The sequence below is a fragment of the Tenacibaculum sp. SM2510 genome, from assembly GCF_057002845.1.
In genome coordinates this window covers 2,063,826-2,088,329 of record NZ_CP192703.1, presented here as the reverse complement: position 1 = coordinate 2,088,329, position 24,504 = coordinate 2,063,826, and the positions used below count along the sequence as shown (strand labels likewise).

The following is a 24,504-nucleotide window of genomic DNA, read 5'->3' as shown; positions in this document are numbered from 1 at the left end:
TTTGAAAATTATTCTTCTAGTGAAAAGTTTATAGGAAAACCATATTTAACAGATACTGTTTCTCCATTATTTTTGGCTGGTTTAAAATTAGGTAATTTAAACACAACTCTTTTTGCTTCTTCATTTAGTATCTCTCCATTATTTGGACCAATAGCTTTTACGTTTCTTACATAACCGTTTTTATCTATTATAAAACGAACCCAAACTTCTCCTTGTATTTGGTTTTTAATTGCCTCATTAGGATAGACAAAATACTTATTAATATGTTTAATCATTTCTAAATTAAAACAATCCAATCTATCACTTTTTTTAGTATTTGAACATCCTTTAAATGCAGGTATATTATCAACAAGATAAAGTTTTGATGCTTTCATAACCTCTTCTTTCGACAACTTCTCTTTTAAGGTATTGATTCCTTTTTTTAATATAGAGATATCATTTTGGTTATTATTTTCTTTGGCGTTTTCAGAAATATTTACTGCTATTTTTTCAGTTTCTATTAATTCAGTAGGCTTAAAAGAATCGTCAGGTTTTTTTTCATTTCCTAATAGCTCTACTGGTTTTATAATTTGTGCGACCTCTACAACCTTTCTTTTCTTTAAAAATCGTCTACTTGCTGATATCTTAACTTTTATTTGCCTATCTTCTTTTTTCTTTGAATTTTTTATAGGCTCAATAGTACATTTAGTTATAGATATACTATTCATATCCAAAGAAGATTCATCTGTCGATAAACAAACCTCTTGTTGGCCATAAAAATTTAAAATAAAGAAAAAAAGCACTATTGACGAAAATTGTTTTTTCATTTTTATATTTGTAATATTACCCATCAATTAAATAAGGGCGCAAATTTACATATAAAAAAAATTATAAAAAACAAAATAACACACTGCAAAACAAAGGATTAAGATTTACACTTATTTATAAACACCTATTTAACACCTAATAACAACAATTCGCTTACCACAACTTCGGTTATATAACGTTTTTCACCTGTTGAAGTTTCATAAGATCTTGATGTTAATTTACCTTCAATCATTATTTCCTTTCCTTTGGTTAAATACTTTTCTATAATATCTGCTGTTTTATTCCAAGCAACTAAATTATGCCACTGTGTATCTGTAATTTTTTCTCCTGCAGAATTTTTATAAGTTTCATTAGTTGCTATTGATAGCTTTGCTACTTTTTTCCCGCTTTCTAAAGTAATAATTTCTGGGTCATTACCTAAGTTTCCAATTAACTGTACTTTGTTTCTTAACGTATTCATAAGATAAGTTTTAAATGATTATTATTCGCCAATTCGTTTTGACACTGCAAAGATGAAACACCATGCCAATTAAAAACGGTTAGTAATCATTTGTTTTCGTTTGTAAATGAATGTAAATGTTTAATTAAATTCAATACCTTTGTTTATCAAACACTTAGCACATGAAATTTCATTTAGAAACTGATCGATTAATTTTAAGAGAAATACAAAAAACAGATGTTAACGGAATGTTCGAATTAGATTCAGATGAAAAAGTACACGAATACTTAGGTAAAAATCCGATACAAACAATTTTACAAGCCGAGGAGAATATTCAGTTTATTCATCAGCAATATCGAGAGTTAGGCATCGGGCGATTTGCCTGTATTGAAAAAGAAACTGGAGAATTTATAGGCTGGTCTGGCTTAAAATTAAATACAGGTATAAAAGAAGCATTAAACGGTTATCAAGATTTTGTGGATATCGGCTATCGTTTTATTCCGCGTTTTTGGGGAAAAGGATATGCTTCTGAAACTGCCTTTGCTTGTTTAGAATTCGGTTTTAAAAAAATGAATTATGATATTATTTACGGTGCTGCAGACACCGATAATGTTGGTTCAAATAAAATTTTAAACAAAATCGGATTGCAGTTTGTAAATCAATTTAATTACAAAGAAGTAAAAGTAAATTGGTACGAACTTAAAAAAGCTAACTATGGAAAATAAAATATGTTTAGAGTGCAACGAAAAAGTAATTGGGAGAATTGATAAAAAATTCTGCTCAGATTATTGCCGAAATTCCTACAATAACAAAGTTAATAAAGATAGTAAAAACCTTATTAGAAACACCAATAATCGCTTACGTAAAAACTATAAAATTCTTACAGATTTAAATACTTCTGGTAAAACAAAAATTAGCAGACGCAAGTTGTTTGATAAAGGTTTCGACTTTAAATTTATTACCTCACTTTATCAAACAAAAACAGGTAATACTTATTATTACGTGTATGACCAAGGTTATTTGGAGCTAGAAAGTGAATTGTTTTTATTAGTAAAACAAGACTAATTATTTCCAAGTATTTCCTTTTAACCTTACAGCTGCTTTTAATACATCTTTTTGGCTAATTTGACCTACTAATTTTCCGTTTTCAACAATAGGAAAGCGTCTTCTCTTTGATTCTAAAAACTTATTTGCAGCGTCAAATATATTCATGTTACCATCAATAGTTTCTACTTTTTTAACCATTGCTTTTTCAACAGTATTGTTTTTATCTATAGGTAAATTATGATATCTACTATCTGATATTTGTTTTAAACAATCGCCTTCAGATATAATACCAACCAGTTCATTTTTTTCATTTACTACCGGACCACCAGAAATTTTATTTTTAATTAATAAATCAATAACTTGCTCTATAGATTCATTTTCTTTAAATGTTATTAAATCTTTGGTCATATAATCTGAAACCAAAAATGGTTCTGTTTTATTTTCTGATTGGTTTGTTCGTTTTCCTTGAAAGTTTTTAATTGCCATAAATTTCATTTTTAACACTTTAAATATACTGATTTTTAACTAGTTAATTATTCAACAATTTAAAAGATAATTTTCTTATTTTTATACTCATTTAAATTCCACTATGAAATCATCAAATAATTTTTTAGCTGTTTTAATTATCATTCTAACCGTTTATTGGAGTTTTAGCGACATAACACCTACAGTTACAACTGCAGATGAAGAATTAAAAACAACTGATTTCTCATTAGTTAATGCGCTTTATCATCTAAAAAACATATCTCAAAAAACACATCATACAGGTTCTCCCGAACACAAAGTTGTACAAGATTATATTGTAAACGAACTTCATAAATTAGGGTTAGAAACTGAAATTCAGCAAAAAACAGTAATTAATAAAAAATGGAGAGCAAGTACAACTCCCCAAAATATTATTACCAAAATTAAAGGTACCGAAAACGGAAAATCACTATTACTTTTAACACATTACGATTCGAATCCGCACTCTTCTTTAGGTGCCAGCGATGCTGGATCTGGGGTTGTAACCATTTTAGAAGGTCTTCGGGCTTTTTTAGCTAAAAACGAGCAGCCAAAAAATGATATTATTATTCTTTTTTCTGATGCTGAAGAATTAGGATTACTAGGTGCTCAGGCTTTTGTTGAAAATCATCCTTTTGCAAAAAATATTGGTTTGGTTTTAAATTTTGAAGCCAGAGGAAGTGGTGGCGCCAGTTATATGCTGATGGAAACAAACGGTAAGAATAAAAAAATATTAACTGAATTTTTAAACTCTAATCCCAATTATCCAGCTGCAAACTCTTTAATGTACAGCATCTATAAAAAATTACCAAACGATACCGATTTAACGGTTTTTAGAGAAAACGGAAACATAAACGGCTTTAATTTTGCCTTTATTGATGATCATTTTGATTATCATACCGCACAAGATTCTTATGAAAGACTCGATAGGGAAACACTACAGCATCAAGCAGAATACTTTACAACATCGTTAAATTATTTTTCGAATTCTGATTTAACAAATACCAATAGTGATGAAGATTATATATATGTAAATTTTCCTTTTACAAAGCTTTTAACCTATCCGTTTTCTTGGGTTTTACCTATGTTTATAATCGCTTTATTAATTTTTATAGCTTTAATTTTCTTCGGATTAAAAAAAGGAAAAATAACTATTAACGGATTATTAAAAGGTTTTATTCCCTATACCATAGCACTAGTTCTTTGTATTGGTTTATCATACGGATTATGGTCATTAATTTTAATGATACATCCCCAATATGCCGATATGCTACATGGTTTTACCTATAACGGATATCAATACATAATGGCATTTATATGTTTAAACAGTTGGATATTGTTTAAAATATATAACACTTGTAAAGAAGCTAAAACTACCGATTTATTTATCGCTCCGATTTTTACGGGGCTTGTTTTAAATTATTTTATAACACAATACTTACCAGGCGCAGGATTTTTTATCATTCCTGTTTATGCTTCTTTATTAATGCTCGCTATTTTAATTTTTCTGAATGTTAATACCAGAACAAGTGCTACTTTATTTGCCATTATAGCAATACCTACAATATATATAATTGCACCTATGTTACAGTTATTTCCTGTTGCATTAGGTTTAAAAATACTATTTGTATCTGCTTTTTTATTGGTACTAATATTCGGATTTATTTTACCTGTTTTTCATCAACAAAAAAAGGAAAACAACTGGCAAAAAATTACAGGATTAGCTACTATTTTTCTCTTCGGATTAGCAACTTTTAACAGCGGGTTTTCAATTGACAATAAAAAACCCAACAGTATTGTTTTTATACAAAACTCTGACACCGATACTTCTTATTGGGCAACCTACAACAAAACCTTAGATGGTTTTATAAAACAAGTTTTTAAAGATAATTTTACAGAAGGAAACCTACCTTCTATAAAAGGAAAAAGCAAATACAATACGAACTTTAGTTTTCATAAAAAAACAGCAAACAAAAACTTTAGCACTTCTATTATAACCATAAACGAAGATGTTGTTATTGGTAATGAAAGAAAATTAAGTTTTACGATAACGCCTACTAGAAAAATAAATAGATACGAGTTTAACAACAATGAGACTATTCGTATAAAAAACCTGAAAGTAAATGGTGCTTTTTATGATAATGGAAAAGAGTTTATTGCTAACCAAGGCACACTTTTAATTTATCAAATGGCAAATTCAGATAAAAATATTACAATGTCTTTTACAATTGATAAAAACGTAAAACCTAACATAATATTAAATGAAATATCATACGATTTGTTATCTAATAAAAAAATGAATTTAAAGCCGCGAAGCGAAATTATGATGCCAATGCCATTTGTAGTAAATGATGCGATTGTTGTTTCTAAAAAAATAATGTTATAAAATAAAAAAGCGCTCAACTAAAATTGGTTGAGCGCTTTTTTATGATTTTAATAGTTTATTAATCTATATGAGAAACACGCAAAGTGTTTACCATTCCTTTTGCTTTTACAGGCATCGATGATAAGTTAATCATAAAATCACCGGTTTTAACAAAACCTTTTTCTTTACATATTTCATTAATATCTTCCAAAGTATCATCAGTACTTAATTCACGATCATAATAATAAGCTCTAACGCCCCACAATAGGTTTAACTTACCTAGTATTCTTTTTTCTGAAGAAAAGGCTAATACGTGCGATTTTGGCCTCCAGGCAGAAACCTGAAAAGCGGTATATCCACTATTTGTTAGTGTGGTAATTGCTGCTGCATTAATATCATCAGCCATTAAAGCTGCGTGATGACAAACCGATTTTGTAATAAATCGATTGGTACGAATATGTGGCGCTTCTTGTGGCACTTTAATTAAATCAGAAAACTCAACACTGCCAATAATTTCTGTCATCTTTTTAATAACACGTATTGGGTGTTTTCCTACAGATGTTTCTCCAGAAAGCATTACTGCATCTGCTCCATCCATAATTGAATTTGCAACATCATTTACCTCTGCTCTTGTTGGCACCGCGTTTTCAATCATCGTTTCCATCATTTGCGTAGCAATAATTACAGGAATTCTTGCTTGCTTAGCTCTTCTTACCAACATTTTTTGAATTAACGGAACGTCTTGCATAGGTACTTCTACACCTAAATCTCCACGAGCCACCATTAATCCATCACAATACGGAATTAAAGCATCTATGTTTTCAACAGCTTCTGGTTTTTCAATTTTGGCAATTACCGGAACTCTGTATCTAGATTTTTGCTTAATTAAATCGCGTAACATTCTTAAATCCTCCGGATTTCTAACAAATGATAATGCAATCCAATCTACTTCTTGCTCTAAAGCAAAAACAGCATCTTTTTTATCTTTTTCTGTTAATGCTGGTAATGATATATTGGTGTTTGGTAAATTAACTCCCTTTTTTGATTTTAAAGCACCACCTACAATAACCTTGGTAACAACTTCTGTTTTCTTATCTGTAGAAACTACTTCGAATAATAACTTACCATCATCAACTAAAATTTGCTCTCCTGCTTTTACATCTTTCGGAAAACGCTGATAGGTCATAAAAGCTTTTTCTTTTGTTCCTGTACATTCTTCTGTTGTAAAAGTAAAAGTATCTCCTGCTTTTAATTCTACTCCGTCATTCATTACACCAACTCTAAGCTTAGGCCCTTGTAAATCAGCCAAAATAGCTATATTATACCCTCTCTCCTCATTAATTTCTCGTATTTGTCGAATACGTTCTTTTACATCATCGTAATCGGCATGAGAAAAATTAACTCTAAAAACATTTACTCCAGAAGCTGCCATTTCAGCTAAAATTTCTTTAGTATTTGTTGCAGGTCCTAGGGTTGCTACAATTTTTGTTTTTTTGTTGTGTGGCATAGTTTAAAATATTAAAAAATCTTTCGACTTTAGGGATTCTACTTCTACTTTATAAGAAGTAATAATTTGCGGTATTCTGTTTATCATATCAATTGCTTTCACAATATATTCTAAATCAAAATCACCTTCTATTTTTAAAAAGAAATCAACTTTTTTTTTCTCAGGAACAAGATGTGTTATTGAGTCGCTCTCTGAAAAAAAACTTGTTGCTATTGTTTTTTGGGTTGACTTATAAACATTGGCTATTAAAAACCAATCATTATCTAACTCTGTATTCGTATATTCATATACCGAATAAAAAGATTGCGTGTTTTTTTTGGTGAAATCTAAATCATAACTCGCTTTACTAAAACTTGTATGTAAATATTTATTTAGTAAATACGCTAATTTATAATCATTAAGTACCGTATGAATACCTATTAATACATAATCACTTGCACAAAACTCATTAATATTCAATGTATAAGTAGCCATAAAAACAACTATTTGCTTTTAGCTAAATTACTGAATGTATCTAAAATACAGTGTGAAATTTATGAAAAGGTTTTCTTCCTAATGTTAAGAATTTTCCATTTGACTTTGCATGGCAAAATACACTCTTTTTGCAGCAATTTCTTCGGCTTTTTTCTTAGAAGTAGCCCTTCCTTTACCTATAATGTTTCCATCAATACTAACGCGTACACTAAAATGCCTTCTACTTTGGTTACCAGAATCTTCGTATGATTCGAATTTGTATTTCTTCTTATTCTTCTGACACCATTCAATAACAAATCCTTTATAGCTAGATATTTTACCTTCTAACCTTTCAATATCCACATAAGGTAACACTACTTGATCATAAATAAATTGATTACAATAATTATAACCTCTATCTAAATAAATAGCACCTATTAATGCTTCAAAAATATTACCATAAATATTATTACTAATATTCGCTGGTGGTATGTTACTTTTTACAAAACGCAGTAAATCTAAATCTTTTCCCAGCGTATTTAAGTGTGACCTACTTACAACCTTAGATCGCATTTGGGTTAAATATCCTTCATCTCCTTCAGGAACTTTTTTATAAAGGTACGACGCCATAACCGAGCCTAAAATAGCATCACCTAAAAACTCTAATCGTTCATAATTAATAGGGTGCCCTTTTTCGTCAACTAATTTTAATGACCTATGTGTAAAGGCTTTCTTATAATGTGAAAGTGTTATCGGCTTAAAATTAAGCAGTTCTTTTAATTCGTAGTAAAGGTTTTCATCCTCTTTATTTTGGGGCTTAACAATTCTACGAAGAAAATTCATAAGATATTAATCTAATTTTCTAAAGACAACACAAGCATTATGACCACCAAAACCAAAGGTATTACTCATTGCTACTTTAACCTCTCTTTTTTGAGGTTTATTTAACGTTAAGTTTAATTCTGGATTGATATTTTCATCAACATTTACATGATTAATTGTTGGGGGAATAATTCCGTGTTCCATTGCTAATATAGAAGCAATCGACTCTACGGCTCCAGCAGCACCAAGTAAGTGCCCTGTCATAGATTTTGTTGAGTTAATGTTGATGTTTTTAGCGTGTTCACCAAAAACTTCAGATATCGCTTTTAATTCTGCAACATCACCTAAAGGTGTAGAAGTACCATGTGTATTAATATGGTCTACATCTTCTGGTTTTAAACCTGCATTTTCAAGACAGTTTTTCATTACAGCTATTACACCAATTCCGTCAGGATGTGGTGCTGTCATATGGTAAGCGTCAGATGACATACCTCCACCAATAACTTCAGCATAAATTTTTGCTCCACGCGCCTTAGCATGTTCGTATTCTTCTAATACAAGTGCGCCTGCTCCTTCTCCTAAAACAAAACCGTCACGTTCTCCATCAAAAGGTTTTGAGGCAGATTTAGGGTTTTCGTTATTTGTAGAAAGTGCGTGCATTGCATTAAAACCTCCAACACCTGCAAAAGTAATTGCGGCTTCACTACCACCTGTTACAATTACATCACAATGTCCAAGTCTAATATAATTTAATGCATCGATCATCGCGTTTGCTGATGATGCACATGCAGATACCGTTGTATAATTAGGCCCCATAAATCCATTTTTAATAGAAATATGACCCGGTGCGATATCAGCAATCATTTTAGGAATAAAAAATGGGTTAAATCTTGGTGTACCGTCTCCAGCACCAAACTCCATAGCTTCATTTTGAAAAGTTTCTAAACCTCCAATACCAGCTCCCCAAATTACTCCTACTCTAAACTTGTTAATTTCGTCTAGGTTTAGTTTCGAATCTACTATTGCTTCATCAGAAGCTACCATAGCATATTGTGTAAACCTATCCATTTTACGCGCATCTTTTCTGTTGATGAAATCTGTCGCGTTGAAATTTTTTAATTCACAAGCAAAACGAGTCTTGAACTTGGCAGCATCGAAATACGTTATAGGCGCCGCTCCGCTAACTCCGTTAACTAAGTTTTCCCAATACTCTTCTATATTGTTTCCTATTGGCGTTAATGCGCCAAGTCCAGTTACTACAACTCGTTTTAATTGCATATAAATATTATTTTTTAGCTTCTTCGATATAGCTTACTGCTTGACCTACTGTACCAATGTTTTCTGCTTGATCATCTGGAATTTGGATATCAAATTCTTTTTCGAATTCCATAATTAATTCAACAGTATCTAAAGAATCTGCTCCTAAATCATTTGTGAAGCTTGCTTCGTTTGTTACTTCGTTATCGTCTACTCCTAATTTGTCTACGATAATCGCTTTTACTCTTGATGCTATGTCTGACATAATTTGTTTGTTTTAAAATTTAAAGTCTGGGCAAAAATACAAATCTTAACTATTAATTCTAACTTTTGCTCAAAAATGTGTGGTCTAATATAAAAAAAATATTGAATATTTTGCTACAAACACCACCGTTGTTAATAATTATTCCTTTTTTTGTAACACCAAAATACTTCAATTTAACATGAAACGTATCGTAATTATTGCTTCTGGTTCTGGTTCTAATGCTGAAAACATTATTAAATACTTTCAAAACTCCAATATTGCTGTTGTTACACACGTGCTGTCTAACAATGAACATGCCAAGGTTTTTGAAAGATGTGAACGTTTAAATATAGATGCGTCTTTATTTGACAAAAATAACTTTGAAAAAGAAGATACTGTTTTAAATTTTTTACAAGTTGAAGCTGACATAATTATACTTGCTGGTTTTCTATGGCGCATACCTGCTAAGATAGTTACTGCTTTTCCTAATAAAATAATTAATATTCATCCTGCATTATTACCAAAATATGGTGGAAAAGGAATGTATGGCATGAATGTTCACAAGGCTGTAAAAGAAAATAACGAGGCGGAAACAGGTATTACAATTCATTATGTAAACGAGAATTATGACGAAGGCGCTATTATTTTTCAAGCTAAAACTCCACTTACAAGTAATGATACTTCTGATGATATTGCAAGTAAAATTCATCTATTAGAACAAGAACATTTCCCTAAAGTTATAGAAAATATAATTTTAAAAAATGTCTAAAAAGAAAAAATACTACGTTGTTTGGAAAGGTAAAAAAACAGGCGTTTTTACCTCATGGGATGTTTGCAAAAAACAAATTACAGGTTTTGAAAACGCGCAATACAAAGCTTTCATAGACAAAACTGCTGCTGAAACTGCTTATACAAAAAGCTATAATGACTATAAAGGTAAAGATACTAAAAAAGTTGTTTTATCTGCGGAAGAAAAAGCAAAATGCGGAATTCCTAATTTAGAAAGTATCTCTGTTGATGCTGCTTGTTCTGGGAATCCCGGAGTAATGGAATACAGAGGAGTTTTAACAAAAAGCAAAAAAGAGATATTTAAAATGGGACCTTATAAAAAAGGAACTAATAATATTGGTGAGTTTTTAGCTTTGGTGCACGGAATTGCGCTCTTAAAGAATAAAAAAATGGATAATTACCCCATTTATTCTGATTCTAGAACAGCGATGAGTTGGGTTAAAAAAAAACAATGTAGAACTAACGTAATTTTTGACGCTAGTAATAAAGAAATTTTAGATTTAATAAAACGCGCCGAAAAATGGCTCAAAGAAAATACGTTTACAAACCCAATATTAAAATGGGAAACAAAGGCCTGGGGAGAGATTCCTGCAGATTTTGGTAGAAAATAAAATAACCGAGTAAAATACTCGGTTATTTATATAAATCAAAAAGCCTATAGAGTATTTAATACTATTTAATAGCTATTTTTGTTTCTTCTTTCCAAGTTTGGACACTTGCTATAACATTGTTTGAGTAATCAATTTCTTTTAATCCATCTTCTTTCCACATAAACCACTTCCCTACTTTTTTACCAGCATTATAATGTGCAATTGTTTTTTTATTTCCATTCGCATCAAAAGACGTCCAGGTTCCTGATAATTTTTTATCCTTAAAAAACCCTTGCTCTTTCACCTTACCATCTTTATAAAAATAGGTTGCTTTTACTAAATCACCTGACTTTTCAAATTTTGGTACTATATCTTGAGCTTGTAATAATGATATTGATAAAATACAAGCTGCTATTATTAATTTTTTCATATATAAATTTTTATAATTAACACTTATAATCCAAATATATGAAAAAAATTTACATAATGCAAACGTTTACGTAACATTAATTTAACATTGAGTTTTTTCTTATATTAAAAAACATTGGTTAAAGATATTAATTTTTACCTTTGATATTTAATGACTTAATCTTATAACTTTATTTATAAAATGAATATTTCACAATATATTTTAACAGGGTTGGTTGCTTTAATTCATATATACATTATGATTTTAGAAATGGTTTTATGGACAAAACCTAAAGGAATAAAAACGTTTGGATTACAAAGTAAAGAGTTTGCTATTCAAACAAAAATACTCGCTGCAAATCAAGGTTTATACAATGGTTTTTTAGCTGCTGGTTTAATTTGGGCTATAGGCTCACAAAAAATAGATGTCGCTATTTTCTTTTTATTATGTGTTTTTATTGCTGGACTTTATGGTTCTTACTCTACAAGAAAACCTAGGATTTTTATTATTCAATCTGTACCTGCTTTAATTGGTATTCTCTTATTGATGCTGTAAATTGCAGTCACAGAAAAGAAATAGTACTTATTACTAACTTTAGTTATTAATTTTAAATCAAATACATGAAAGAATATTTAGATGAACTTCAAATTTTATTGATAGAATTCACTCCGAAAATTTTAACAGCTATTGCTATTTTAATCATCGGTTTGTTTATGATTAAAATGATTGTTAAGCTTTCTAAAAAAGTAATGACCAAGCAAAATGTTGATTTAACGCTTCAGAAATTTTTGGGTGATTTGGTTAGTTGGTCACTAAAAGCATTATTATTTGTTACCGTTATATCTCAGCTAGGTGTTGCAACGACATCTTTTGCTGCCATTATTGGTGCTGCCGGTTTAGCTGTTGGTTTAGCACTTCAAGGTTCGCTTGCTAATTTTGCTGGTGGCGCTTTAATTATGATGTTTAAACCCTTTAAAATTGGTGATTTAATAGAAGCCCAAGGAATTACAGGTGTTGTAAAACAAATTCAAATTTTTACTACTCATGTAAATACTCCGGGTAATAAATTAGCTATTATTCCTAATGGATCGTTATCTAACGGAAATATTATTAACTACACAGCGGAAGGAAAATTAAGAGTAGACTTAACTTTTGGTGTTTCTTACGATGCAGATATTAAACAATCTAAAGAGGTTTTCATGAAAGTTCTAACTTCAAACCCTAAAGTATTGCAAGACCCTGCGCCTACTGTAAAAGTATCTGAACTAGCAGATAGTTCTGTAAACTTTGCGGTTAGACCTTGGGTAGATACTAAGGATTATTGGGACGTTCATTTTGAAACTATCGAAAGTGTAAAACTTGCTTTAGATGATGCTGGAATAGAAATTCCTTATCCACATACTGTTGAAATTCAAAAACAAGGTTAGACTTTCTTTTTTTCTGGAATAGCAATAAAATCTTTTAAGTAAAAAGGCTCAAAATAAGCGACATCTTCGATGTCGTTTTTTTTGTATTTATCATAGCTCAAAATTGCCATTTCTTTTGCTGATGGAAATTTATCTTCAACAAACACAGCATTATCATGAATAATTACATCTTTGCATTTAGCTGCACCATCACCTAAAAAGTAAACTTTCCCTTTTGATAATTCTTCTTTAAAAGAATCTTCATTAATTATTTCTGCTTTAATTTCTCGTTGCTGTTCGTATGCTGAATTATAAACAGCGGCATACACTTCCATTCGTCGAGCATCTAACATAGCTACAATCAACCCTTCTTCAATAGAAATACTGTGTGCAAGTGATTTTAAAGTCTCTAAAGATATTAGTGGCTTATCAATAGCAAAACACATTCCTTTCGCTGCTGAAACACCTATGCGAAGCCCTGTATAAGAGCCTGGCCCTTTACTAACAGCTACTGCGTCAATATCATTTGATGTCACCTTAGCCTCATTCAATAGTTCTTGAATAAAAGGATGTAATTTTTCTGCATGAGAATAATTACCATCATTTAATTCTCTAATCGCTAAAACCTCTCCGTTTTCTGCTAAACAAACAGAACAGTTTTTGGTTGCAGTTTCTATGTTAAGTATCAATGCCAAGTTGTAAAATTTTGAACAAAGATAGTCTTAAAAAACAAAAAACTCATCCGCTAGAAAGAGATGAGTTTTATTAAAATATAGATTGTTTTTTTAATCTAACAGTATATCTTCTCCATAGTAAAACTTTAATACTTTAGTTGTAAACACGTAGTTATATTTTGCTCTAATCATTGTTCCCTCTGCATTTACTAAACGGTTACGTACCTGATCGTAATCGAATTGTGTCATCGAACCATAATCGTAACTTACCTGTGCATTTTTAAAAGCTTCTTTCTGTGCTTTAAGTGAAAGCTCTGATGCCTCAAATGATTTTGCTGCTGCTTTTGCATCTTGATAAGATTGCTCTATAGTTTGTTGTAACTGTAATTTTTGGCTATCTAATCTTGTTTCAGTAATTAGTTTGTTAATTTTAGAACGCTGCACACTAGCATCCGTTTTAAATCCATTAAAAATCGGAATATTTACATTAAAACCAACTCCATAACCTAAATTATTATCTAATTGAGTTAAGAAATCTGTATTCGAAAAACCAGTTGGTAAATCTAAATTATATCCATAATTGGTTCCTGCAGAAGCAGAAGCTGTTACAGATGGCATATAAGCTGATCTTGCGATTGCAATAGATAAATCTGCATTTTTAATATTTAATTTTGCTCTAGCAATTTCTGGTCTATTAGTTAAAGCCTTATTGTATACCTCTTCTGAAGTACTATATAACAAAGCTGCTGATGGTGAATCTATTTCAATTTTTGCTACGTCAAAATTATTAAAAGAAACTTGTAATAACTGAGAAATGTTAAGTAATGCTAAATTCAAAGCATTCTCCTGCGCAACGACACTCTGAGCATCATTTAATGCTGTAGATTGTACATTTAATAAATCACTTTTTGGAACTGCACCAGCATCAAATTGTGCTTTTGCTCTCTCTATTTGTTTCTGACTAATAGTTGCCTGAGTTGTTGCTACAAGCAAATTTTCTTTAGCAAACAAAGCATTTAAATATGAATTAACAACTCGTAAAGCAATATCATTCTCGATTACTTGTAAATCTAACTTACTTCCTTCTACCCCTAACTGCGCTTGTTTATAACTATTTAAAACTCTGTAACCATTAAAAACAGTAATACCCGAAGACAAACCAAAAGACCCTCCAAAATTACTTGTAGAAACCCTGTTGTTTGTAACAGGATCAAAACCAGAACCAAATCTTAAATTACCTCCAGTAGAAGCACTTAAAGATGGTAATTTATTTCCTTTAGAATTTTTAACATCTGTTTCTGCAATATCAACATTAAGCTGATTCTGCTTTATGGTAATGTTATTTTCTAGTGCGTGAGTAACACACTCTTTAAGTGTCCATTGTTTTTGAGAAAAACCAGCTAACGATATAAATAAAGTTGCTACTAATAAAAGTTTTGTTTTCAAGACGAATATTTTTTTGTTCATTATAGTTAGTCAATTTATGTTCCAAAAAGAAAAAAAACATAACAACTTGTTTAATAGGTTGTTATGAGAATTAAAACCTTTTTTAACCGTTTGATTATGAACATTAAGAGCTACAAAACCGAACAGTTATTTTTAGTTTTTTTTATATGACGACTAAAAAGATAATTTGTTACAAAAAAACAATTAATTTGAAAGGTTATTTTTTGAACTTTTATTATGTCTGTAAATAAAGTAAAATAAAACACCTACTAAAATATAAGGAAAAACCATTAAATAGGTAATTCCGTTATTAACCCCTTCAGCAATATTTTCACTCCCTCCTTCAACTACTGCTTTACACATAGCACATTGTGCAGATGCATTAGCAGATACAATTAACAAAATAAATAATAACAGTTTTTTATACATAATATGGAGATATCATTAAATACACTATTACACCAGTTACAGCAACATACAACCATAAAGGGAAAGTAATTTTTGCTATTTTTTTATGCTCAGGGAAATTTCCTAAACGCGCTCTCATAAATGTTATTAATACAAAAGGTATTACTATGATTGACAATATGATATGCGTTATTAAAATAAAAAAATAAATATACTTTACAGCTCCTTCACCACCAAAACTAGTAGAGTCTGATGTCATATGATACGCCACATACATCACTAAAAACAATGCTGAACAAACAATAGCGGTAGTGTTTAATTGTTCGTGGAGTTTTCTGTTTCCTTTTTTAATAGCTATAACAGCTGCTATTAACAATATTGCTGTTAATCCGTTTATACTTGCATATATTGGCGGTAAAAATGACAACGGTTCAACGTTTGGTATTTTAACTCCGAATAAAGCTGCAACAGCTAATGGAATTACAATGGAAACTATCGTTATTAACCTTTTATATTTTTTTTCGTCAGTACTCATATTACTCTTTTAATAATAGTTTAATATCTTGTTTCAGTTCTTTAATTTGATTTCCAAAACCATGTTCATCTAACGCACGATAATACATAATAGGATTTCCATGTTCGTCGTAACGAGAGCGTATATATCCGTCTTTATCAACCAAGGCAAACAAACCTGAATGCTCAAATCCACCATGAGAAACCTCACCTTTACCTGCAAATAATTTAAACCCTTTGTTAGACAAATTGTATACTGTTTCTTCTGACTTACCCGTTAATAAGTGCCAGTTTTTATGGTTAATTCCATTTTTTTGGGCGTACATTTTTAATTGACTAGGTGTATCAATTTCTGGAGTAATAGAAAAAGAGGCGACACCGAAGTTAGGGTTTCCCATAAATTCGTTTTGAATGGTAACCATTTCGGCATTCATTAAAGGACAAATTGTTGGACAAGTAGCAAAGAAAAATTCTACTACATAAACCTTGTCATCAAAATGCTTATTACTAATTGTTTTACCATCCTGATTTATAAATTCAAAAGCAGGAACTTTATTGAATTTATGTAAGTCGGCAGTTTGAAAATGTTTTATAATTTTTGGTACGGCATAAATACCAAACAATAAAATAATAAAAGAAATACCTACGTATGAGTACTTATTTTTTTTCATTTGAAATGCTATTTGTTCTTCGGTCTTCACTTCTGTTATTCTTCTTCAATGCTAATTTGTATTCTACCAAAACAACGCTGATATCGTCAATCATGTCGTTTTTAAGTTCTGCTACAGATTTCATTGTGTATCCGAATAAATTTGTATCTTTTTGAGTATTAATTGTAGATTTACCTCTTCTTAAATTAAATTCTTTATCAATAATATAGGCCTTTGGTGAATGAAAATTTTCATCTAAAGTATTTTTAGTTTTAAAACTTTCATGTAACGCTTGCATCTCTTCAGAAGAAGCAAATACAAAGTTCCATCGAGTTAAATCAGTATTAACACTTAACATATTTTTTAAGTCCTCTACAGCTTCTTTTTGACTTTCATCAACTAAAGAAATCATTTGAAAACTTACATAATTAGAAAAATTCTTGTAAATTTTTTCTTTTAAATTATAAACTTCTCCTTTTACTAAGTCGATATCGTTTCCTAAAAAAGTAACTACGGTAACTCTTTTCTCAAAAGTAAAACTCTTATCAATTAAAGAAATATCTATAACATCTTTAGATACTATTGGTAATTTCCCGAAATTATGTGTTCCTAATTGTAGTAATACATAGAATAACAAAGGCACTATAAACAGTGCAAACAAGACAATAAATTTTTTAGCTTTACCCATTTCAGTTCTAATTAAAGTCAAAAAAAGGTGGTTAAAACCACCTTTTTTTTAAAAAATATTATTTCATTACCATTTTACTAATGGCGCTAATGTTTCATGTAAATAACCTCCTTCTATTAAAACTATAAATAATAGATAAGAAATTAAAAATACTAATATCCAAACGATTGCTCTTCTAAACCATTTTTTCTCACCCTCTAAGTGCATAAATGCCCAAGCAATATAGTATGCTTTTACTAATGTTAAGATGATAAAAAACCAGTTTAACCAACTCGTTCCCCATCCATGTAAATGCATTGCATCTGGTTTAACAATACCAAAAGCAACTTCTACAGTGGTTATAATTGTTAAGATTGCTAAAACAATCCAAATTCTTTTTTTATTTGATTCGTGTGCGTGACCCATTTTTAATATCGCTTTTAAATTATACTAAGTAGAAGAAGGTAAATACAAATACCCAAACTAAATCTACAAAGTGCCAATATAAACCTACTTTTTCTACCATTTCATAATGCCCTCTACGCTCATAAGTACCTAATACTACGTTAAAGAAAATAATGATATTAATGATGATTCCTGATAATACGTGAAAACCATGAAAACCTGTAATAAAGAAAAAGAAATCTGCAAAAATTGGATTACCATATTCATTTACCTCTAAGTTTGCTCCTTCAACAACTTGATTTGCTAAAGCTAATTTGGCTAAACTTTCTGCTCTTGATAAAATTATCTTTTGCTTCGTTTCAGGGTTTAATTGCTCTGTTCTAATTAACAAAGAAGGATCTGCTTTAAAAGCCTCCTGAACTTGTGCCACTGAATATTGAGAAATTGTTTCTTCCTTTTCAAACCACAATCCGTTTTCACGAGTGTGTTCTACTCTATCATCTTTTCTTTCAGCATGAACAAAATCAGCTAAAGCAATTTGATGACCATCTTTTACAAACTGTAATATATGGTTGTTAGAAGTTTTAACAGCTCCATAAGAACCGTTGATAAAATTTTTCCATTCCCATGCTTGAGACCCCACGAAAATAATTCCAAAAATAATGGTAGCAAACATGTACCAAGCTACTTTCTTCTTTTTCATTTGATGACCAGCATCAACAGCTAATACCATTGTTACCGATGATATAATTAAAATAAATGTCATTAGCGCAACATAATACATTGGTGCATGTACACCATGTAACCCCGGAAAGTGAGTAAACACTTCATCGGCAATTGGCCATGAATCAATAAATTTAAATCGTGTTAAACCATACGCTGCTAAAAAACCTGAGAAAGTTAATGCATCAGAGACGATGAAAAACCACATCATCATTTTACCATAACTAGCGCCAAATGGTTTTTCACCACCTCCGCTCCAAGTTTCTTTGTTATCAGAATTTACAGCATTATTTGCTTCCATAAATCTCTTTTTGTTAATTTTTGTTAAAACAGTGTGCCAAAATTACGCATTTTTCATCATCTTATGAAATAGAAAAAGAAAAATAGATAAATCCATAAAACATCTACGAAATGCCAAAAGATTCCACCTAGCTCAAACCCAAGCATATCCGATGCTGAATATTTCTTTTTAAAATGATTATAAATTACTACCAGCAGTACAATTACACCTGCTAATAGGTGTAAAACGTGCATAAATGTTATTCCCAATATAAAAGATGTAGACACAGTACTCTCTGGTCCTGTAAAATATAACCCAACAGATTTTAGCTCGTTAAAACCTACATATTGGTACCATACAAAGCCTAAACCTAGAGCCAAAGTCACTAATAAAAGTATTAATGATGCTTTTAAATTATCTTTCTTTAAAAATTTCTGAGAGAATATTAAGGTGATACTACTTAAAACAATTAAAACAGTACTAATATAAAATGCTTGTGGCAAATCGAAACTAACCCAATCTTCTCGTTTCATACTAATAACGTATGCACTTGTTAGTCCTGCAAAAAACATTACCATACTAATCATAGAAACCCACAACATTGGTTTTGCTGATTTTCTCTTACCTGCTTTTAATTCTTCTTGTAACGTTTGTTTACTCATTAGTGTAAAAATTTATCTACCACATAAATTATGGGTACGATTGTAATATAAAAAACACTGGCTAGCATTAATTTCCTAGCATCCGTGTTTTCTTCTGATTTGTATAATTGAAAAGCGTAATACAACATTAACATACCTAGCAATAATACTATTACAGCTGTTAATGGGTAAATATAAAAGTTACCTGTTATTTTTAAAACCGGAGCAACCGACATTAAAATCATAATACAGGTATAAAAAATTATTTGCACAATAGCTCCTTTGTCTTTTTTATCCATAGGAAGCATATGAAGACCTGCTTTATTATATTCTTCAAACTGTAACCAACCTATTGCCCAAAAATGTGGAAATTGCCAAAAAAACTGAATCAAAAATAAAAAACCAGCTTCAACACCAAACTCGCCTGTTGCAGCAACCCATCCTAACATAAAGGGTATCGCCCCTGGAATGGCACCTACAAAAACAGCTAAAGGTGTTACGGCTTTTAAGGGCGTGTAAGCACTAGTGTATAAAAAAATAGAAATTGCACCAAACAAAGCACATTTAGGATTTATTGCATATAATATACCAATACCTGCAATCGTAAAAACAATTGCAATTGTTAATGCTACCGTTACACTCATTCTACCTGCTGGCAAAGGACGGTTTTTAGTACGCTGCATTACAGAATCAATATCTTTCTCTATAACCTGATTAAATGCATTAGATGCACCTACCATTAAGTAACCTCCTATTGACAATAATAAAACTACGGTATAATCAATTGTCTCAGCCCCTAATAAGTATCCTGTAACAGAAGTAAAAACAACACTTATAGATAAACCAACTTTGGTTAATTGTTTAAAATCGTTAAATACTGATTTTAAGGAGGGTTTAATATGTACTGGTGAGATAGAATCCACTTCTAATTTTATTTTTTGCAAAGATATTTCTTTCTTCTTTAATGACCATAAAAAAAAATGTTAATCGAAATATAAAAAAAACAAAAAACTATTTTGCGGTTTAAAAAAAGGTGTTATATTTGCACCCGCATTGAAAGCAATGCAACGTTCTTTAAAATAAATTTTGACTACGCGAAAGTAGCTCAGGGGTAGAGCATCACCTTGCCAAGGTGGGGGTCGCGGGTTCAAATCCCGTCTTTCGCTCTGAGACTTTCTTGAAAATATACCAAGTTTGATTGTACTACAATCAAATCACGCTGAAGTGGTGGAATTGGTAGACACGTTGGACTTAAAATCCAATGACCCTTGGGTCGTGCGGGTTCAAGTCCCGCCTTCAGTACTAAACCTCGCTTTTATTAGCGAGGTTTATTTTAAGAAAGCAGTCAAAAACATATACATATACCAGCTGAAGTGGTGGAATTGGTAGACACGTTGGACTTAAAATCCAATGACCCTTGGGTCGTGCGGGTTCAAGTCCCGCCTTCAGTACTAAACCTTAACATTTATTTGTTAAGGTTTTTTTATTTTATAAACCTCTCTTCTTTCCTTCTTAAAATAATATTCCTCTACTTTTTGCTCCATTTTACAAGTTAACTCAAGTATAATACATAAATTATACAGCTTAAAGATGAACCTGTTACTTGCAACTAAATTATTTTTTATTTAAAACGGCGTATAATTTGTAATTAATTAGGCATATCAACGTCTATATTATTAGATTAAAACAAAAAATTATGCGTAAAATATTTTTATTACTAAGCTTAACTTTTTTTATAAACTCATTTGGTCAAACAAGTATTTTTAATACATTATTAAAAAAACATGTTAATAGCACTGGATTTATAGATTATAAAAACCTACAAAAAGATGAAGCTAAACTTGATTCTTATTTAAGCTATTTAAATAAAACAACACCTCAAAGAAGTTGGTCTGCAGCAAAAACCAAAGCCTTTTGGGTAAACGCTTATAATGCTTACACTTTAAAAATAATCTTAGACAACTACCCTTTAAAAAGTATTTTAAATATAAAAAAAGAAGGAAAGGATGCTTGGAATATTCCATTTGCTAAAGTTGGAGGTAAAACGTATACTTTAAATCATATTGAGCATCAAATTTTACGTAAAAAATTTAACGACCCTAAAATTCATGTTGGTGTAAATTGTGCTTCTGGTTCTTGCCCGCAATTAGGTAATTTTGCTTTTACGGAAGCAAATTACGAAAGCAAAACCAATAGCTTAATGAAAAATTTTATAAATGATTCTTCAAGAAATAAAATATCAGAAAACGACATACAACTTTCAAAAATTTTCGAATGGTTTAAAGGAGATTTTACGAAAGATAGTTCTTTAATCGATTTTATTAACAAATATTCTAATACAAAAATAGATGCAAAGGCAACAGTTAGTTTTTTAAAATATGACTGGAGTTTAAATGGAAAATAAATAAGATCATATCTTTTTAACAAGGAAACCTTTAAACAATTTGTATTTTTACTTTTCAATCTAAAAAAAACACATGTCAAAAACATATTACGACCCAGCGGACTTACGTAAGTTCGGAAAAATATCAGAATGGAATGAAGAGCTTGGTACTAAGTTTTTTGATTACTACGGAAAAGTATTTGAAGAAGGTGCTTTAACAGCTCGTGAAAAAAGTTTAATCGCCCTAGCTGTTGCACATACAGAACAATGCCCTTACTGTATAGATGCTTATACAAAAGATGGTTTAGAGCGCGGAATTACCAAAGAAGAAATGATGGAAGCATTACATGTTGGTGCTGCAATTAAAAGCGGTGCAACACTAGTTCACGGAGTTCAGATGATGAATAAAGTGAATAAGTTAGAAATGTAATTATCCTATCTTCAAAATGTCTCCTCGAGCATTACTGAAATAAAGTTAGCTTTATTGAAAGTAGTGAACGTAGTTTATCGAGAGGTAGTATTTAGGTCTCGACTGCGCTCGACCTTACAGAAACTAAAATATAAGATGAAAAAGTCCCTTCAAGCAAGAAACAACGACTTGGCAAATACACAACGCCAATTAGAAATTTTATCAAACGGAATTTTCGCTAATGGAGAATTGCCAACGTTTGCTAAAAAAATAAAGGAAACAAATCAGTTTCCGCTGCGCCCTAAAAAGCTAGAGATACTTCAAATTAATTTAGGTTACATGTGCAATCAGGTTTGTGCGCACTGCCATGTAGATGCTGGCCCTGATCGTAAAGAGATCATGACAACCGAAACAATGCAGCAATGCTTAGATGTTATTAAAAAAACAGAAGCACATACGTTAGATTTAACAGGTGGTGCACCAGAAATGAATCCTAATTTTAGATGGTTTGTTGAAGAAGCATCAAAAGCAGGAATTAAAGATTTTATTGTGCGCTCTAACTTAACTATTATAAGAGCTAATAAGAAATACTACGATTTACCTGAGTTCTTTAAAAAACACAATGTACACGTAGTTTCTTCAATGCCGCACTGGACACGTGGAAAAACTGACAAGCAACGTGGTGATGGTGTTTTTGATAAATCTATTAAAGCGCTTCAAATGCTGAATGAAGTTGGATACGGAACTGAAGGATCTGATTTAAAATTAGATTTAGTGTACAATCCGTCAGGAGCTTTTTTACCTGGAGATCAAGCAGCTTTAGAGAACGACTTTAAAAAAGCTTTGAAAGATGATTTTAATATTGATTTTCACAATTTATTTGCCATCACAAACTTACCTATAAGTAGGTTTTTAGACTATTTAATTGCTTCAGAAAATTATGAAGAATATATGCATTCTTTAGTAGAGGCTTATAATCCGATGGCTGTTGAAAACGTAATGTGTACAAATACATTATCGATAAGTTGGGAAGGCTATTTATATGATTGTGATTTTAATCAAATGTTAAACTTAAAAGTAAACTCGAAAGTAAAACACATTTCAGAATATAACGAAGAGTTATTACAAGATAGAGATATAATTATCAATCAACATTGTTATGGTTGTACTGCCGGTGCTGGTAGTAGTTGCCAAGGTGTTGTTGCTTAATTCTATTTTTTTAAGTGTTAGATTAAATTTTATAGTAATACAAACAGCATGATAAAAGGATTAAACACTCCTATTAAAAATAACACTGAATCCGTCAAACTGAATTTATTTCAGTTTCTCATCATAATTTGTCACAGTTTTGCGATACTGAAATAAATTCAGCATGATGAAATTCTGTTTACGAAAATACTTTCGTTAATTTTTAAACAGGCTTTAAAAGGATGAAAACTACTTTTAATAAATTATAGTTACTTTGTAAATAAGCCTAGCCCTGATTGAAGCATTTGTTTGAGCTCCTCGCAGAGAGCGAGTGCAGAAAGCAGGAAACAGCTTCTAATTATGTATAGTGAAATGAAGAAACTTATTTTTATTTTTTTGTTGATATCCTTAAATTCTTTTTCTCAAAAGGATTTAAATCAGTTATTAAAAAAACACAATACTAAAAACGTTCCTTATATATCTGTAGAAACTTTAGCGCTACCCAACACAAAAACCATTTTATTAGACGCTAGAGAAACCGATGAATTTAAGGTTAGTCATTTAAAAGATGCTATTTTAGTTGGTTATAATAATTTTAAGCTCTCAGAAATTACACAAAAATTACCTGACGATAAAGACGCTAAAATTGTAGTTTATTGCTCTTTAGGAATTCGCTCTGAAACGATTGCTCATAAATTAATAAAAGAAGGGTATACAAATGTTTATAATCTTTATGGAGGAATTTTTGAATGGAAAAATGCAAACTTTAAAGTACAAGATACTTTAGGGAATAATACAGAAAAAATACATACTTTTAACAAACGATGGAGCAAGTGGCTCTTAAAAGGAGAAAAAGTTTATGACTAAAAACTTATTATTAATCTTCACAAGAAATCCTGAATTAGGAAAAGCAAAAACACGCTTAGCCAAAACTGTTGGTGATAAAACTGCTTTAGAAATTTACAAATTCCTGCTCGATAAAACCAAAGAAGTTACAAGCAATTTATCTTGTGATAAAGCGGTTTATTATTCGGTTAAAGTTCGTGAAAATGATATTTGGAATAGCGATGTATTTCAAAAACAGCAACAAGAAGGCGAAGATTTAGGCATTAGAATGTTAAATGCCTTCAAAGACGGATTTGAAAGAGGCTATGAAAAAGTAATGATTATTGGTAGCGATTTATACGATTTAACTCCAAATCACATCAACGATGCCTTTTCTAAACTAGATACTAACGATGTAGTAATTGGCCCAGCAGAAGATGGTGGTTACTATCTTTTAGGAATGAAAACGCTACAACCCGCTATTTTTAAAAATAAAAAATGGGGCACAGCAACAGTAAGAAAAGACACACTTAACGACTTACATAAAATAAGCGTACATTTATTAGAAGAACTTAATGATGTTGATGTTTTTGATGACATTAAAAACCACAAAGCGTTTCAACACTTTTTAAAATAAACGTCATTGTGAGGCA

31 protein-coding genes and 3 tRNA genes are annotated in these 24,504 nt (G+C 30.7%); 15 read left to right on the top strand and 19 right to left on the bottom strand.

Features of this window, described 5'->3' with window-relative positions:
• Positions 1 to 8 precede the first annotated feature (8 nt).
• Positions 9 to 806, bottom strand: coding sequence for an energy transducer TonB (locus ACQ629_RS09375; RefSeq protein WP_483704396.1), 798 nt, complete (start codon positions 804 to 806; stop codon positions 9 to 11).
• A 125-nt stretch (positions 807 to 931) separates the two neighbouring features.
• Positions 932 to 1,267, bottom strand: a complete 336-nt coding sequence (locus tag ACQ629_RS09370; protein ID WP_483704394.1) for a single-stranded DNA-binding protein — start codon at positions 1,265 to 1,267, stop codon at positions 932 to 934.
• Between the two features lie 161 nt (positions 1,268 to 1,428).
• On the opposite strand from ACQ629_RS09370, the gene ACQ629_RS09365 reads away from it, so the two are divergent.
• Both ACQ629_RS09365 and ACQ629_RS09360 read left to right on the top strand, forming a co-directional pair.
• On the top strand, positions 1,429 to 1,971 hold the full coding sequence (locus ACQ629_RS09365) for a GNAT family N-acetyltransferase (RefSeq protein ID WP_483704392.1): 543 nt from the start codon (positions 1,429 to 1,431) through the stop codon (positions 1,969 to 1,971).
• A complete protein-coding gene (locus tag ACQ629_RS09360) occupies positions 1,961 to 2,311 on the top strand; it encodes a hypothetical protein (RefSeq protein ID WP_483704389.1) in 351 nt (116 codons plus the stop codon). The genes ACQ629_RS09365 and ACQ629_RS09360 overlap by 11 nt, the downstream gene beginning before the upstream one ends.
• Here the strand turns inward: ACQ629_RS09360 and ACQ629_RS09355 are convergent, their stop codons facing one another.
• Positions 2,312 to 2,779, bottom strand: a complete 468-nt coding sequence (locus ACQ629_RS09355; protein ID WP_483704387.1) for a CBS domain-containing protein — start codon at positions 2,777 to 2,779, stop codon at positions 2,312 to 2,314.
• Between the two features lie 103 nt (positions 2,780 to 2,882).
• Between ACQ629_RS09355 and ACQ629_RS09350 the strand changes: the two genes are divergently transcribed.
• The gene (locus ACQ629_RS09350) at positions 2,883 to 5,183 is read left to right on the top strand and encodes a M20/M25/M40 family metallo-hydrolase (RefSeq protein WP_483704385.1); all 2,301 of its coding nucleotides are present in this window, start codon (positions 2,883 to 2,885) and stop codon (positions 5,181 to 5,183) included.
• A gap of 58 nt (positions 5,184 to 5,241) precedes the next feature.
• On the opposite strand, the gene pyk is transcribed toward ACQ629_RS09350, so the two are convergent.
• From pyk to ACQ629_RS09325, 5 genes are all read right to left on the bottom strand, one after another.
• Positions 5,242 to 6,669 carry a pyruvate kinase gene (gene pyk / locus ACQ629_RS09345; RefSeq protein WP_483704383.1) on the bottom strand — a complete coding sequence of 476 codons (1,428 nt, stop codon included), beginning with the start codon at positions 6,667 to 6,669 and terminating at the stop codon, positions 5,242 to 5,244.
• Positions 6,670 to 6,672: 3 nt separating this feature from the next.
• Positions 6,673 to 7,143, bottom strand: a complete 471-nt coding sequence (locus ACQ629_RS09340) for an IPExxxVDY family protein (RefSeq protein ID WP_483704381.1) — start codon at positions 7,141 to 7,143, stop codon at positions 6,673 to 6,675.
• Positions 7,144 to 7,227: 84 nt separating this feature from the next.
• On the bottom strand, positions 7,228 to 7,965 hold the full coding sequence (gene rnc, locus ACQ629_RS09335) for a ribonuclease III (protein ID WP_483704379.1): 738 nt from the start codon (positions 7,963 to 7,965) through the stop codon (positions 7,228 to 7,230).
• A 6-nt stretch (positions 7,966 to 7,971) separates the two neighbouring features.
• Positions 7,972 to 9,222 carry a beta-ketoacyl-ACP synthase II gene (fabF, locus tag ACQ629_RS09330; RefSeq protein WP_483704377.1) on the bottom strand — a complete coding sequence of 417 codons (1,251 nt, stop codon included), beginning with the start codon at positions 9,220 to 9,222 and terminating at the stop codon, positions 7,972 to 7,974.
• Between the two features lie 7 nt (positions 9,223 to 9,229).
• Positions 9,230 to 9,466 carry an acyl carrier protein gene (locus ACQ629_RS09325; protein WP_068702406.1) on the bottom strand — a complete coding sequence of 79 codons (237 nt, stop codon included), beginning with the start codon at positions 9,464 to 9,466 and terminating at the stop codon, positions 9,230 to 9,232.
• Between the two features lie 178 nt (positions 9,467 to 9,644).
• On the opposite strand from ACQ629_RS09325, the gene purN reads away from it, so the two are divergent.
• Together purN and ACQ629_RS09315 are read left to right on the top strand one after the other, a co-directional pair.
• Positions 9,645 to 10,214: a phosphoribosylglycinamide formyltransferase gene (purN, locus tag ACQ629_RS09320; RefSeq protein ID WP_483704374.1), complete on the top strand. Its 570-nt coding sequence runs from the start codon at positions 9,645 to 9,647 to the stop codon at positions 10,212 to 10,214.
• Positions 10,207 to 10,845 carry a ribonuclease H1 domain-containing protein gene (locus tag ACQ629_RS09315; RefSeq protein ID WP_483704372.1) on the top strand — a complete coding sequence of 213 codons (639 nt, stop codon included), beginning with the start codon at positions 10,207 to 10,209 and terminating at the stop codon, positions 10,843 to 10,845. Before purN ends, ACQ629_RS09315 begins: the two co-directional genes overlap by 8 nt.
• 61 nt (positions 10,846 to 10,906) lie before the next feature.
• Here ACQ629_RS09315 and ACQ629_RS09310 read toward each other — a convergent pair whose 3' ends face one another.
• A complete protein-coding gene (locus ACQ629_RS09310) occupies positions 10,907 to 11,254 on the bottom strand; it encodes a toxin-antitoxin system YwqK family antitoxin (RefSeq protein ID WP_483704370.1) in 348 nt (115 codons plus the stop codon).
• 180 nt (positions 11,255 to 11,434) lie between these two features.
• Between ACQ629_RS09310 and ACQ629_RS09305 the strand changes: the two genes are divergently transcribed.
• Positions 11,435 to 11,788, top strand: a complete 354-nt coding sequence (locus tag ACQ629_RS09305) for a DUF1304 domain-containing protein (RefSeq protein ID WP_483704368.1) — start codon at positions 11,435 to 11,437, stop codon at positions 11,786 to 11,788.
• A gap of 65 nt (positions 11,789 to 11,853) precedes the next feature.
• Positions 11,854 to 12,660: a mechanosensitive ion channel family protein gene (locus ACQ629_RS09300; RefSeq protein ID WP_483704366.1), complete on the top strand. Its 807-nt coding sequence runs from the start codon at positions 11,854 to 11,856 to the stop codon at positions 12,658 to 12,660.
• Here ACQ629_RS09300 and tsaB read toward each other — a convergent pair.
• The 10 genes from tsaB to cyoE all read right to left on the bottom strand — a co-directional run bounded on the left by tsaB (position 12,657) and on the right by cyoE (position 19,960).
• Positions 12,657 to 13,334, bottom strand: coding sequence for a tRNA (adenosine(37)-N6)-threonylcarbamoyltransferase complex dimerization subunit type 1 TsaB (gene tsaB, locus ACQ629_RS09295; RefSeq protein ID WP_483704364.1), 678 nt, complete (start codon positions 13,332 to 13,334; stop codon positions 12,657 to 12,659). The two genes, ACQ629_RS09300 and tsaB, sit on opposite strands and share 4 nt — an antisense overlap.
• Positions 13,335 to 13,424: 90 nt before the next feature.
• Entirely contained in the window at positions 13,425 to 14,759 is a 1,335-nt protein-coding gene (locus ACQ629_RS09290) for a TolC family protein (RefSeq protein ID WP_483704362.1), read from the bottom strand.
• 204 nt (positions 14,760 to 14,963) lie between these two features.
• Positions 14,964 to 15,188 carry a hypothetical protein gene (locus ACQ629_RS09285; protein ID WP_483704360.1) on the bottom strand — a complete coding sequence of 75 codons (225 nt, stop codon included), beginning with the start codon at positions 15,186 to 15,188 and terminating at the stop codon, positions 14,964 to 14,966.
• On the bottom strand, positions 15,181 to 15,702 hold the full coding sequence (locus tag ACQ629_RS09280) for a DUF420 domain-containing protein (RefSeq protein ID WP_483704358.1): 522 nt from the start codon (positions 15,700 to 15,702) through the stop codon (positions 15,181 to 15,183). The genes ACQ629_RS09285 and ACQ629_RS09280 overlap by 8 nt, the downstream gene beginning before the upstream one ends.
• Position 15,703: 1 nt before the next feature.
• Positions 15,704 to 16,351: an SCO family protein gene (locus tag ACQ629_RS09275; RefSeq protein WP_483704356.1), complete on the bottom strand. Its 648-nt coding sequence runs from the start codon at positions 16,349 to 16,351 to the stop codon at positions 15,704 to 15,706.
• The gene (locus ACQ629_RS09270; protein ID WP_483704354.1) at positions 16,338 to 17,039 is read right to left on the bottom strand and encodes a hypothetical protein; all 702 of its coding nucleotides are present in this window, start codon (positions 17,037 to 17,039) and stop codon (positions 16,338 to 16,340) included. Before ACQ629_RS09270 ends, ACQ629_RS09275 begins: the two co-directional genes overlap by 14 nt.
• Positions 17,040 to 17,084: 45 nt before the next feature.
• The gene (locus tag ACQ629_RS09265; RefSeq protein ID WP_483704352.1) at positions 17,085 to 17,423 is read right to left on the bottom strand and encodes a cytochrome C oxidase subunit IV family protein; all 339 of its coding nucleotides are present in this window, start codon (positions 17,421 to 17,423) and stop codon (positions 17,085 to 17,087) included.
• A gap of 19 nt (positions 17,424 to 17,442) precedes the next feature.
• Entirely contained in the window at positions 17,443 to 18,426 is a 984-nt protein-coding gene (locus tag ACQ629_RS09260) for a cytochrome c oxidase subunit 3 (protein ID WP_483704350.1), read from the bottom strand.
• A gap of 56 nt (positions 18,427 to 18,482) precedes the next feature.
• Positions 18,483 to 19,067, bottom strand: coding sequence for a cytochrome c oxidase subunit 3 (locus ACQ629_RS09255; RefSeq protein ID WP_483704348.1), 585 nt, complete (start codon positions 19,065 to 19,067; stop codon positions 18,483 to 18,485).
• Positions 19,067 to 19,960: a heme o synthase gene (cyoE, locus tag ACQ629_RS09250; RefSeq protein WP_483707193.1), complete on the bottom strand. Its 894-nt coding sequence runs from the start codon at positions 19,958 to 19,960 to the stop codon at positions 19,067 to 19,069. Before cyoE ends, ACQ629_RS09255 begins: the two co-directional genes overlap by 1 nt.
• Positions 19,961 to 20,140: 180 nt before the next feature.
• Between cyoE and ACQ629_RS09245 the strand changes: the two genes are divergently transcribed.
• The 8 genes from ACQ629_RS09245 (at position 20,141) to ACQ629_RS09210 (ending at position 24,488) form a co-directional block, all read left to right on the top strand.
• Positions 20,141 to 20,212: transfer RNA gene (locus tag ACQ629_RS09245), tRNA-Gly, on the top strand.
• Positions 20,213 to 20,264: 52 nt separating this feature from the next.
• Positions 20,265 to 20,348: transfer RNA gene (locus tag ACQ629_RS09240), tRNA-Leu, on the top strand.
• A gap of 65 nt (positions 20,349 to 20,413) precedes the next feature.
• Positions 20,414 to 20,497: transfer RNA gene (locus tag ACQ629_RS09235), tRNA-Leu, on the top strand.
• A gap of 245 nt (positions 20,498 to 20,742) precedes the next feature.
• Positions 20,743 to 21,450, top strand: coding sequence for a DUF547 domain-containing protein (locus ACQ629_RS09230; protein WP_483704346.1), 708 nt, complete (start codon positions 20,743 to 20,745; stop codon positions 21,448 to 21,450).
• 73 nt (positions 21,451 to 21,523) lie between these two features.
• Positions 21,524 to 21,859 carry an arsenosugar biosynthesis-associated peroxidase-like protein gene (locus ACQ629_RS09225; protein WP_218772019.1) on the top strand — a complete coding sequence of 112 codons (336 nt, stop codon included), beginning with the start codon at positions 21,524 to 21,526 and terminating at the stop codon, positions 21,857 to 21,859.
• 135 nt (positions 21,860 to 21,994) lie between these two features.
• On the top strand, positions 21,995 to 23,047 hold the full coding sequence (arsS, locus tag ACQ629_RS09220; RefSeq protein ID WP_483704344.1) for an arsenosugar biosynthesis radical SAM (seleno)protein ArsS: 1,053 nt from the start codon (positions 21,995 to 21,997) through the stop codon (positions 23,045 to 23,047).
• A 351-nt stretch (positions 23,048 to 23,398) separates the two neighbouring features.
• Positions 23,399 to 23,893, top strand: a complete 495-nt coding sequence (locus ACQ629_RS09215) for a rhodanese-like domain-containing protein (protein ID WP_483704342.1) — start codon at positions 23,399 to 23,401, stop codon at positions 23,891 to 23,893.
• Positions 23,886 to 24,488 carry a TIGR04282 family arsenosugar biosynthesis glycosyltransferase gene (locus ACQ629_RS09210; protein ID WP_483704340.1) on the top strand — a complete coding sequence of 201 codons (603 nt, stop codon included), beginning with the start codon at positions 23,886 to 23,888 and terminating at the stop codon, positions 24,486 to 24,488. The genes ACQ629_RS09215 and ACQ629_RS09210 overlap by 8 nt, the downstream gene beginning before the upstream one ends.
• Positions 24,489 to 24,504 lie beyond the last annotated feature (16 nt).